The organism is Pseudomonas sp. MF08875 (assembly GCF_059862525.1).
The window spans coordinates 38,104-50,123 of record NZ_JCBCUW010000029.1 but is presented as its reverse complement, the minus strand read 5'-3'; the positions used below and the strand labels follow the sequence as shown (position 1 = coordinate 50,123).

The window sequence follows — 12,020 nt, the reverse complement described above, 5'->3', positions numbered from 1 at the left end:
CAAAGTGGCGGTTTTATTGACCGTGAAGTCAGTACAGGCACCACAAAATCACTCTGGGGGCTGGCTCGCCGGAGGGTGCGCCGCGCCCCCTTCAAGCTTGCGCCACAACAACCGTACGTTGGCCTTGCGCACCAGGGCGCAGCGGTACAGGCGGATCTCCAGCGGCACGTGCCATTGCGGCCCGCCGCACACCACCAACTCACCCCGCGCCAACTCGGCGCGCACGCTCAATTGCGGCACCCAGGCGATGCCCAGGCCTTCCAGGGCCATGCTCTTGAGGCTGTCGGCCATGGCGGTTTCATAAATGGTGGTGAAGCGCAGCGCCCGCTGGCGCAGCAACTGGTTCACCGAACGCCCCAAAAAGGCCCCGGCGCTGTAGGCCAGCAACGGCACGCTGGCCTCGCCTTCGAGGTCGAACAGCGGTTTGCCGCTGGCGTCGGCGGCGCACACCGGGAGCATCTCGGTGTGTCCCAGGTGCAGGGAGGGAAAAATCTCCGGGTCCATCTGCATCGCGGCATCGGGGTCATAGAAGGCCAGCATCAGGTCGCAGCCGCCCTCGCGCAGGGCGTGCACCGCGTCACCAACGTTAGTAGCCACCAGCCGCGTGGCGATGTTCAGGCCTTCGTTGCGCAATTGGGCGATCCAACGCGGAAAAAAACCCAGCGCCAGGGAGTGGGCGGCCGCCACCTGCATGACTTCGCCCTGCCCGCCTTCGAGGTGATGCAAATGGCGCAGCACTTCACCCAACTGTTCGACCACCGTGCGCGCGGTGACCAAAAACAACTGCCCCGCCGCCGTCAGTTCCACCGGCGTGCGCGAGCGGTTGACCAGGGTCAGGCCCAGCGCCGCCTCCAGGCTGCGGATGCGCCGGCTGAACGCGGGCTGGGTGACGAAACGTCGCTCCGCTGCTTGGGAGAAACTGCGGGTGGCGGCCAGGGCGCTAAAGTCCTCGAGCCATTTACTTTCCAGATTCATCACGTCCTCCCGGACACACGCACCAATTTAGGTCACACGCTCGGCATCATACCCGGGTCACACCCACCGTATGCCGTTTGTGCATAGGCCAGTATTTAATGGCATTGGCCCAAAAATGCCGCCAAGCCTAGCATTGGCAGCGTTCCGGCACAGACCGGGTCCATATTGAGATGGTTTCCATCATGTCCTCTGCTGCATCATTCCGCACTGAAAAAGACCTGCTTGGCGCACTCGAAGTACCCGCGCAAGCGTACTACGGCATCCAAACCCTGCGGGCGGTGAACAACTTCCGCCTCTCCGGTGTTCCGATCTCGCACTACCCCAAGCTGGTCGTGGGCCTGGCGATGGTCAAGCAGGCTGCCGCCGACGCCAACTGTGAACTGGGCCACTTAAGTGCGGCCAAACACGCGGCCATCAGCGAAGCCTGTGCGCGCCTGATCCGCGGCGACTTCCACGAAGAGTTCGTGGTGGACATGATTCAGGGCGGCGCTGGCACTTCAACCAACATGAATGCCAACGAAGTGATCGCCAACATCGCGCTGGAGGCCATGGGCCACCAGAAAGGCGAATACCAATACCTGCACCCCAACAACGACGTGAACATGGCGCAGTCCACCAACGACGCCTACCCGACGGCCATCCGCCTGGGCCTGCTGTTGGGCCACGACGCGCTGCTGGCCAGCCTCGACAGCCTGATCCAGGCGTTCGCCGCCAAGGGTGAAGAGTTCAGCCACGTCCTGAAGATGGGCCGCACCCAACTGCAAGACGCCGTGCCGATGACCCTGGGCCAAGAATTCCGCGCCTTCGCCACCACCCTTGGCGAAGACCTGGCGCGCCTCAAGACCCTGGCCCCGGAAGTGCTGACCGAAGTCAACCTGGGCGGCACCGCCATCGGCACCGGCATCAACGCCGACCCGCGCTACCAGCACCTGGCCGTGTCGCGCCTGGCACTCATCAGCGGCCAGCCGCTGGTACCGGCCGCCGACCTGATCGAAGCCACCTCCGACATGGGCGCTTTCGTGCTGTTCTCCGGCATGCTCAAGCGCACCGCGGTCAAGCTGTCGAAGATCTGCAACGACCTGCGCCTGCTGTCCAGCGGCCCGCGTACCGGCATCAATGAGATCAACCTGCCAGCACGCCAACCCGGCAGCTCGATCATGCCCGGCAAGGTCAACCCGGTCATCCCGGAAGCGGTCAACCAGGTCGCGTTCCAGATCATCGGCAACGACCTGGCCCTGACCATCGCGGCCGAAGGCGGCCAGTTGCAACTCAACGTGATGGAGCCGCTGATCGCGTTCAAGATCTTCGACTCGATCCGCCTGCTGCAACGCGCCATGGACATGCTGCGCGAGCACTGCATCGTTGGCATCACCGCCAACGAAGAGCGCTGCCGCGAACTGGTGGAGCACTCCATCGGCTTGGTCACCGCGCTGAACCCCTACATCGGCTATGAAAACGCCACCCGCATCGCCCGCATCGCCCTGGAAAGTGGCCGCGGCGTGCTGGAACTGGTGCGCGAAGAAGGCTTGCTCGACGACGCCATGCTCGCCGACATCCTGCGCCCGGAAAACATGATCGCCCCGCGTCTGGTGCCCCTGAAGGCCTAAACGCTGTTGCACCGCTCACCAGGTTGAGGGACTAGACACCTCTCACCTTTTGAGGGCTTGGAGATCACTCTCCAAGCCCTTTTTTTTGCCTGTCGATCCCTGGCGCCCTCCTCAGCTAAAGTGCACCCTCTGTGAGCGGGCTGGCCCGCGATGTGGCCAGGCCAATCGGCCCCTCGCGTGCCTGATACACCGCCATCGCGCGCAAGCAGAGCGCCGCCCGGCCCGCTCCCCCGTCATCTCTCGCGGAGACTCGCCCATGCTTCCCAACGCCTACCCCGCCGCCCAGCGCGTGATGGTGCTCTACACCGGCGGCACCATTGGCATGCAGGCCAGCGCCCATGGCCTGGCCCCGGCAGCCGGTTTTGAAGCGCGCATGCGCGAACACCTGCACAGCCAACCCGACCTCGTGGTGCCGGCGTGGCACTTTCGCGAAATTACGCCGTTGATCGACAGCGCCAACATGAACCCCGCGTATTGGCAGCAACTGCGCGAAGCGGTGATCGAGGCGGTGGATGGCCAGGGCTGCGACAGTGTGCTGATCCTGCACGGCACCGACACCCTGGCCTACAGCGCCGCCGCCATGGCGTTCCAGTTGCTCGGCCTGCCGGCGCGGGTGCTGTTCACCGGTTCCATGCTGCCGGCCGGCGTGGCCGACAGCGATGCCTGGGAAAACCTCGGCGGTGCGCTGGTCGCCCTCGGCCAGGGCCTGGCGCCGGGGGTGCAGTTGTACTTCCACGGTGAACTGCTGGCCCCCACCCACTGCGCGAAAATCCGCAGCTTCGGCCGCCACCCGTTCGCCCGCCTCAACCGCCAGGGCGGCGGCGTGCCGGCTTCGTCCCTTCCCGCAGCGCTGGGCTATCGCCAACCCAGGCAACTAGCCAGTGTTGCCGTGTTGCCGCTGTTCCCCGGCATCGGCGCCACCACCCTCGACGCCGTGCTGGGCAGCGGTATCGCCGGGCTGGTGCTCGAATGCTTCGGCAGCGGCACCGGGCCCAGCGACGACCCCTCCTTTCTCGCCAGCCTGCAACGGGCCCATGACGCCGGGATCGTGGTCGTGGCCATCACTCAGTGCCATGAAGGAGGCGTGACGCTGGACGTCTACGAGGCTGGCAGCCGTTTGCGCGGCGTCGGCGTGCTGTCTGGCGGCGGCATGACCCGCGAAGCGGCGTTCGGCAAATTACACGCGCTGCTGGGGGCGAGCCTGCCGACCGCCGAGGTGCGGCGCCTGGTGGAGCTGGACCTGTGTGGGGAGCTGCAACCGGGCCACTAAATAGTTACCGCCGTGCCTGTCTTGCCGCTGCCTAGCCTTGGGAAACCGCAATCCGTCCTTCGGTGCCCCATTCCCAACGGCAAGACAGGAATACTCGATGCCCATACCAACCCCACCCGCCCCTCAACACCTTTCGCCGCTGATCTCTACAGAAGCCATCGTCACCCAATTGTGCGTCGGCCCGGCCTTTCGTGAGGTTGCGGCAAAATTGCTGCTCGAACCCTTGCAGCAGCTGTATCCAACCCTGGAAATCGACCCGGCCACCACCCTGGTCGGCAGCCCCGCCTGGGACATTGTCGAAGATCAGGTCGTCGCCACGCCTACCCAGTACGAAACCCTGGCCAACATCCTCGCCCGCCAGTCGGTGCAAGACATCCCGTTGATCTACATCGAAGGCGTCCACTTCCTCACCCAACCACCGGTTGTAGAGCCTGCGGCCCAGTTGCCTGTGCGCATCTGCGAAATCGCCAACCTGATAAACGTCCTCGCCCCCGTCATGCTCAGCGCTTACCAGGAACAACAGATCGAATACTGGAACAGCCTTAACAGCGATGGCCAACCGCGCTGGCATGAACTGGCCGGCTCCTTGCGCAGCCTGTGGGGCGTGGAAAAAAGCGACACCTGGAACGACCTCGAGTGCAGCCTGGCGCGCAAGCTGCACGAATACCCGAACCGCATCGACCGCCAGGCTAACGACCCCTTCAACAGCAGGGCGTACCTGATCGATTTCGACCGGGTGGTACAAAGCCAGAACGAACACCTGGAAGCCCCCCCTATCGCGGTGCTGATCGGCGACACTTACGACCGGCGCATCATCCTCACCTACTCCCTGCTGAACGGCTACGAATGGTTCAAGTCCATGGCGGAGCTGGAATTGTCCCTGCCCGGGCATCTGGATTCATCGCTGTCCTACCAGAAACTGAAGTGGCGGCTGGTCGAGCCCGAGGGAAATTTTTTCGACCAGCAGGCCTGCGCCCTGATTGCCTACCAGATCGACGCCATCAAGCGCATCGGGTTTTCCCCCGATCATCCGCTTGACGCAGGCCAGGCCGTGCTCAGCAGCCCGGTCAGTAGCGAGGGCCAAAGCGCTGCAGCAGAGCCCAACCTGTCGTGGTTCTACAGCGCCATGCCGCAGTGGCTGACCGACGCCTCAACCGCCGACCTGACCTTTTACTCAAGGCACCTGAAGGACCTTGCCGCCCTGCACCGCGGCAACGCGGGCCGAACCTACCAAGACGACATCCCGCCGATCCACACCTATGCCTTGGACGCCTTGCGCGCCGCCATCCTCAAAGACCATCCGCAAGCCACGACCCTGCAACTGGAGCGCTACCGGATGCGCGTCGAAAGCCTGGTGATGTGGGGCTCATTTATTCCGGGCCAGGTGCAAACCACGCTGTTGAGCTTCGCCGACCTGGCCTTGCAGAACTTGATTGCCCTGCCCTTGGGCAATAAAAGCATCCAGGGCGCCGAGGGAGTCAGCGTGCCCAACTGGATGACCGTGGACTACATCGAAGGTCTCGTCACCGCCATGGACCTGGGCAGCGCCTACCCGGCGCTCGTCAAGCAAAAGCTGCTCGACGACCCCCAGCAATCCCTACGGCGCCAGGCGCTGTTCAGCAACCACCTGCGCATCCAACTGCCGCTCCTGGCCCTGCAAAGCAAGATTTGCAACGAGGCGGGAATAGACGAACGCGGCTATCGCTACGTAGTGGCGCTGATGGCTAGCGAAGCATCCGATCAGCGGGTCAACGGTCAAACCATCATAATCCGGCCGCTGGCCTTCGCCCCTTCGCGCCGCACCGGCAAACCCGCAGACGTGGTCGCCAACATGTTCGTCATCGGCCCCCGGGACATGACCAGCGGCCCGTGCCTGCTGTACCGCCCGCTCCTGGACCAGCCATTGAGCCAATACCCATCGCCGGCCAACCTGATCTATGCCATCCAGCAATCGGCCAGCCTGCGCGAATCGGTGCTGGCCTGGCTGCCGGATGCGGTGCGCGAGGACTACGCTCGCTACGTCTTTCCCCCACCATTACCCTCGCCCTGGACCGTCGTGGATGTCCTCGTGGAACCGGACAAACTCTGGAGCATGAGCGGCCCCCTGGCCTTGGGCGAAGACACCGTGGCGGGCGACATCTTCGCAGCTCTGTTCACCGCAAACGCCAAGGCGCTGGTGGAACTGGCCAACCGCCAGTCGGTGTCCAACGCCGATAGCCGCTGGGCCACCTTCAAGCACGCCGGTTGGTTGATCTTCAATTGCGCCCTGCCGTTCCTGGGCCCCACCGTGGGCATCGGCGCCTGGATCTGGCAGGTGCTGGATCAATTGCAAGCCCTCGCCGACGCCCAGGAGCAGCACGACACCGCTGTCCAATGGAGTGTCCTGGCTGACCTGTTTCTCAATTTGGGAATGGCGATCACGTTGCACATCGCCCAACGCAATCGCCCCGCCCTGCGCGCCGCGCCAGAAAGCGAACCGCTTGGCAAGGCGGAAAAAGGCCCGGTTCGGCAACTGGCTACCATGCCCGCCCAGGACCTCCCTCCCGGGCACATCCCGCCGCTCGTCACCAGCGGAGCCCTTAACCGGGCACCCAACGACCTGGTCAGGCTGCTCGACGGTTTGGGGGTGGCCCCGCCCGAAGGCCTGGCCCAGCCAGACCGCACACCCGGCCCTTACCAGCATCTCTACCGCCTCGATAACAAGCTCTACGCGCCTATAGGCGAACGCTGGTTCCAGGTGCAGGAGGAAGACGGCAACGTGATGATCCACAACCCCCGGCAGGAGGGCCGCACCGGGCCACTGCTGACCCATAACGCCAAGGGCGAATGGTTCGTCGATGTCCGCCTGCGCCTGCGCGGCGGCGGCCCCAAGGCCATCATCGTCAAAGCCCGGGCCGAGGCCCAAGCCCAGGCCACGGCGCTGCGCAACGACCTCACCACCTTCGAGCGCAACAAAGCCCAAGCCCGCAAGCAACTGCAACAAAGCCGCCAGGAACTGCTCGATGCCCCGTCCACATCGGCCACGGCCCAGCGCGAGGCGTACCTGCAAACCCTCCAGCGCCAGCGCACCGATTACGAGAACGCTCTGCAAAAGCTCAAGGCGCTCAATGTCCTCGCCACTACAGCCGACTATCAGCAAAAGTCCATCGGCTACCTACGTGTCCAACTGGAACTCACGGGTGCCGGCATCCAGGAGCGCCTCATCACTTTCACCCCGCGGATCAAAGCTGTCCTCGAACAGATCGAGCGCCAGGCCCAGGCGCCCCAGGAACGCCATATCGACGACGCCCGGGAAATGAACGAGATGTGCCAGGACATGATCGCGCGCCTGGACTACGTGCAATCACGCTTCACCGAACTCAAGGAACTGGCCCGCGACGGCATGCTGCTGGTGCGCGAAACCCAACGCCACCTGCCCGCCTACAGCAGCGATGACCTCAAGGCCTTGCAAGTGACCCTGGCCCGCAATCTGTGCCTGGCCCCGGAGTCGGTGCACAGCATGCCGGCTGCCTGGACCACCCTCGACCAGATCGTTGATGCCGCCGACATCGCCATCCAGAGCCTGCGCGACACTGCACAAGAGCGTAACGAAAGCCGCCTGGATGAACGCATCGAAACCCTGGGCAGCCTGATTGAGCAATTTGACGTACTCGATGAACGCATTATCGATTTACCCGAGGATTACACGGAACACGTCGTTCAGGCATCGCTTGACCACCTGCGCACGCGGCTCAAGGAATATCGCAAACACGCCACCCGACGCCTGGCGCGGCTGCACAACGAACGCAGCCTGCTGCGCACTCGAGCCCGCCCGCCGTCCGTCGCGCCACGGCCACGACGCAAGTTCATCAGAACCCGCTACAACGGCGTACTCATCGGCGAGCCACGGATCTCGGCGATCGGCCTGGAAACCGGCCTGGTGGACATCACCTCGCCGTTGACTAACAAGGTGATCGCCACCTTCCATGAAAAACAACCGGGCATCTGGGTCCAGCACTTGGAAACCGTCGACACCCCCACCGCCACCCCGGATCTGGACACCAGCCTCAACGCAGGCCAGTCCCTGCTCGACAGCCTGGCCGACTTCAAGCAGCGCGCCAACGCCCTTGCTAGCCTGCCGGGCCGCACCGCCATCGGTATCGAGTTCCTGTTTCACCAACACGCCCAGCGCCTGGAGACGGTCCGCGACGCCATCGAACAGGCGTTGACCCGCAGCAATGCCACCGAGAGCGGCTCACTGTCAGCAGCCAACATCCAGAAGGCCCTGGATGAATCCATCGACAGCCTCTACCAACAGGCCAACACCCACATGCTGACGATGCTCAAGCGCCAACCGCCGACCATAGCCAACCTCGAATGGTTGAACAACCAAGGGCGGATCATCATTGAGAAAAACGTCACCCGGCGCCATATCAAGGCGCCACAGCCCGACTTCCTCGACGAATACAGCATCAGCGACGCCAAGACCCACCAGGTCCTGTGGTACGCGCACTTTCGCTATTCCACTTCGTGGACACCGGCCAAGGCCTTCATTTCCGCACGTCTGATCGCCCCCAGCGAACGCATCTGGGTGCCAGCCCCCGAGCCCTTGCAGGGGCTGGATGAGCAACAACGGATCGCCTACTACCGCAGTGAAATCAATCTAGAGCAGGCCACCCGATTGTTTTTCAACGTCAAGAGTTGAGGTACCCGGGGCGTGCCGCGCACGCCCCGGGCCTGGCTAGCGTGGCTCGGACGCCGGATTGAAGATCAGACGCTGGGCCACGTCATTGCTGATCGGCACCCGCAGAATCGGTTCCACCACCCGGCCCTGTGCCTGCTGCGCCCGTTGGTACTCCACGCCCTGGCCGCGCTGCGCGGCGGTTTTCAGATGCCCGGCGAAATAGTCCTGCACGTTCGCATCACGCTGTCGATAGTGAAAGTGGGCATACCAGCACACGCCTTGGGGCAGGCGAATTTCGTACTCCTGTAAAAAGTCGCCCACCGAGCCTTGGGACAGGTCCACCCGCTCGCCTTTTTTGCGCACACTCCGGATCTGGTGCAGCTCCCCCAGCCGCAACAGCGCAGCGATGCTCGGCGGGCGACTCAACGCCATGCTCACCACCAGATCCTGCGCCAGCGTTTCGAGGCGGGCGGCCCCCTTGCGCAACCCGTCGATCAGGGCCACGGGCACCTTGTCGCCCAGGCGGGGAACGAGTGACTCAAGATCCGTCGCCTTGCTGCGCAAGGTCGTTACCTTACTCGTGAGGATGTCTTGCACATCGGCACTCAGGTGCCCGGCATCAGCCAGGCGTTGGGCCTCGTCCATCTCTCCGTTCACGCTGGCGAGCAATTTTCGCCCCTCTAACTCCAGGCTATCGAGACGCTTCACCAGGCGCTGCCTCTGGCTCACCCCACCCAGCAAACGCGGGACGGAGGCCAGCGTCCAGCGGCCAGCGGTATCTGCTTGCAGGTAAGGGCCCCGGCGATGACCGTTGAGCGCGTCGGCCATTACCACCCCGTTGGGCGTGGACACCACGTAGAACCAGTAACCATCGACCTGGGCAAACAGTTGCGTGCCTTCACGGTAAAGGCCTTTGAGCCCGTCCTCCTCCAGCCGTGTTCCCGTGCGCGGGCCCACTGGCGCACGGAAGGTGTTCAAGCTCAGCAACTGGCGTGGCGAAGCAACGCCTTGGTCTTGGGTGTACTCGTAGAGCAGCCGCCCCTGGCCCCCCGGATGCCGCGCCAGCACGGCGGGCAAGCCCTCACGCAATTGCGCTGCGGATAACCTGGGGGGCATCGCCGGCACTTCCTCGGCAAGCACCCCGCCCGGGTGTTCGTGGCTCAGCAACAGCGCCAGGTTGAGCAGCACGCCGACGGTCATGCCAATGCCTTGGGCCTGCTCGATCTGCGGATCGGTAGAGGCCTTCAGGCTGGCCGCCAGTTGCGTCAGTAACCCCAAGCGGGCCGGTGTACCCGTAGCCAGGGGCAAAAACAGGTCAAACAGGGTCCAGGCCAGGTTTTCATAGCGCTGCCAACGGTCGTCGGCACTCGAGAGCGCGCTCTGGCGGGCCTGTTCCACCAGTTTCACCGCGACATCCCGGTACAGCGAAGTGCAGAAATCCTGCGCCAGGAGCGTGGTGTCGAACTCGACCTGCGGCGCTTGTATGCTCACCTCCCAATCGCTCTCCAGCAGGCGCGCCAGGTGCGGCTGACGAAAACCGTCGTTGCCATAAACGACCCGCCCCTCGGGCGTCATGGCGGCCAGCACACTGGCCGCCAGCATCGGCTCCTCGCGCAGCGCATCGAGCACTTGGCCCAGTGCCGCGAAACCCCGCATGGCGCCCCCGTGGCCGGCTTGATACAGCACCCACGGGCCTTGGCGCACGTCCCTGGGGCCGACCAAAAACGTCGCGCGCACCTCGTCACGCCGCGAAAGCCCCGACAGGCCAAAGGCCAAAGGCCGCACTACTTGCTCCACGCCGCCCACTCGCCGCTGGGCCGCATCGGGCCGCAACACCGCTACCACGGCCTCGTACTGGGCAGGGGTGAGCTGGCCCTTGGCCTTGAGTTCCAGCGCCTGCAACGGCAGCAACACCTGCATGTGGTCGCAGAACACTTGCTGGCGCCAGGTCCGCTCGGCCGGATCGTCCAACAGGCGCTGTTGTAACAACGCCGGGTAGTGCGCGCCGATATCGGCCGCCACCGCCCACTCGCGTAAAAAATCGTAGGTCAGCCACGGCGGCGCTTCACCACCGCCATAGCGGACGCTGGCGCGTACCTGGGGAAAGCCGCTGGCACTGTGCAGCGCCAGTTCCACCAGCCCCGACGTGCGCGGCTCATAACGCACTGGCGGGAACGGCGGGTCCATGGCCTCAAATGGCGTGTTGACGACGTGGTACAGGGTGATTTCGATGTCATCGATGCGCAGGTCCACCTGCCCCGGATAACGCTTGAGCAACTCGGTTTTCAGGGCTTTGGCGCCATAGTCGCCAATGCTTGGAATGCCCCGCAGGTAGGATTGCCCGCCCGAGTGCTCGGCAATCTGCGCCAACGCCGTCAATTGGCGGCTGACTGCCTGGCGCTCGCCCGGCTCGGCCTGCCTCAACCACGGCGGGATCGACCCGCCCGCAGGCTGATGGCCAACCCCAAACCCGCCCAACAGGCTCACCACGCTGCCGATCTCGGCCAAAACTTGGCCCAGGGCGGCGCTGTCGGCGTAATGGCTGGGTTCGATGGCCTCGATCAGGCGCAACTGGCGCTCCAGCAACTGCAAGGCGAGGGTGTCGAAAATGTCGTTCGGCGTCTCGTAATTGTGCAAGCGCAGGTCGGCGTCACTGGGCTGGCCCAGCCAGGTGTCCTCCAGCGCCTCAAGAGAGCCGAACACCTCGAGCCCGGCCACCGGCGTGTACAGCAAGACCCGCTCATGCTCACCAAAGGTGCGCGTCAACACCAGCCCCATGACCGTACCCACCGGGCCACGGTCGGCGTTATCCACCAGGCAGATGTACGCCTGGCTCGTCTCCAGCCCAGGCTGTTGCTGACGCACCGAGGCCAGGGGGAAGTCCAGGACAGCCTGGACCGTCTCCTGACCCAGGGGGTCGAGCAACCCGGCGGCTTGTTGCACATCACTTTTGAACAGGTTGGACATCCACAACCAGGGGCTAAAGCCGTCGTCCATCGGTTCGCCCCAGTAATCCACCAGGCGTTGCTGGTAGTGCTCCAGCAACAGGGGCGCCCACTCTTGGAGGCAGGCCTTGAGGTCGGCCAAGTCGACAGCGACACCGACCGGGGCTTCCAGCATGGGCGTCAACGACAACAGGCTGTCGGGTGGCCAAGTCGCAGGGGCCACCTGGAGAAACTGCTGGATCAGCACCTCAACCAACGTCAATGTGGTGTAGCCCAGGAAAACCGCGCGGCCCTGCTCCTGGCCCCATTGCGGCAGCAATAGCTGCGCCTTGGCGACGTCGATGTTCAGCTCGGGGAAGTCCTCGGCCAGTTGTTGCTGCAAAAAAGCCCGCGCGGTATCGGCCAAAGTCGGGCGCGCAGCAAAGGTGCGCTCCAGGGGCAAGCGCGCAGACAGGTAGATGGCGTTATCCACAGGGGCGTTCGGTATAGCGGTTTCAGGCTGCTCCATCGGCAGGCTCCGTCAATGATAGGAACCGCCAACTTAGCCCTGCCCACCCGCC

At 64.2% G+C, this 12,020-nt stretch carries 5 protein-coding genes; 3 read left to right on the top strand and 2 right to left on the bottom strand.

Annotated features, from left to right (window positions below; translation table 11 throughout):
- Window positions 1-48: 48 nt before the first annotated feature.
- On the bottom strand, window positions 49-975 hold the full coding sequence (locus AC19YT_RS17605) for a LysR substrate-binding domain-containing protein (protein ID WP_095108645.1): 927 nt from the start codon (window positions 973-975) through the stop codon (window positions 49-51).
- Window positions 976-1,157: 182 nt separating this feature from the next.
- On the opposite strand from AC19YT_RS17605, the gene AC19YT_RS17600 reads away from it, so the two are divergent.
- The 3 genes from AC19YT_RS17600 to AC19YT_RS17590 all read left to right on the top strand — a co-directional run bounded on the left by AC19YT_RS17600 (window position 1,158) and on the right by AC19YT_RS17590 (window position 8,536).
- Window positions 1,158-2,582, top strand: coding sequence for an aspartate ammonia-lyase (locus AC19YT_RS17600; RefSeq protein WP_095108998.1), 1,425 nt, complete (start codon window positions 1,158-1,160; stop codon window positions 2,580-2,582).
- 256 nt (window positions 2,583-2,838) lie between these two features.
- Entirely contained in the window at window positions 2,839-3,852 is a 1,014-nt protein-coding gene (locus AC19YT_RS17595) for an asparaginase (RefSeq protein WP_500610718.1), read from the top strand.
- A 97-nt stretch (window positions 3,853-3,949) separates the two neighbouring features.
- Window positions 3,950-8,536 carry a hypothetical protein gene (locus AC19YT_RS17590; RefSeq protein WP_500610717.1) on the top strand — a complete coding sequence of 1,529 codons (4,587 nt, stop codon included), beginning with the start codon at window positions 3,950-3,952 and terminating at the stop codon, window positions 8,534-8,536.
- A gap of 36 nt (window positions 8,537-8,572) precedes the next feature.
- Here AC19YT_RS17590 and AC19YT_RS17585 read toward each other — a convergent pair whose 3' ends face one another.
- Entirely contained in the window at window positions 8,573-11,968 is a 3,396-nt protein-coding gene (locus AC19YT_RS17585) for a dermonecrotic toxin domain-containing protein (protein WP_500610716.1), read from the bottom strand.
- Window positions 11,969-12,020: the final 52 nt, after the last annotated feature.

What these genes read in the sequence shown, in the direction of transcription:
- AC19YT_RS17590 (WP_500610717.1), top strand. Translation starts at nt 3,950, where the DNA reads ATGCCCATACCAACCCCACCCGCCCCTCAACACCTTTCGCCGCTGATC.
- AC19YT_RS17600 (WP_095108998.1), top strand. Translation starts at nt 1,158, where the DNA reads ATGTCCTCTGCTGCATCATTCCGCACTGAAAAAGACCTGCTTGGCGCA.
- AC19YT_RS17585 (WP_500610716.1), bottom strand. Translation starts at nt 11,968, where the DNA reads ATGGAGCAGCCTGAAACCGCTATACCGAACGCCCCTGTGGATAACGCC.
- AC19YT_RS17605 (WP_095108645.1), bottom strand. Translation starts at nt 975, where the DNA reads ATGAATCTGGAAAGTAAATGGCTCGAGGACTTTAGCGCCCTGGCCGCC.
- AC19YT_RS17595 (WP_500610718.1), top strand. Translation starts at nt 2,839, where the DNA reads ATGCTTCCCAACGCCTACCCCGCCGCCCAGCGCGTGATGGTGCTCTAC.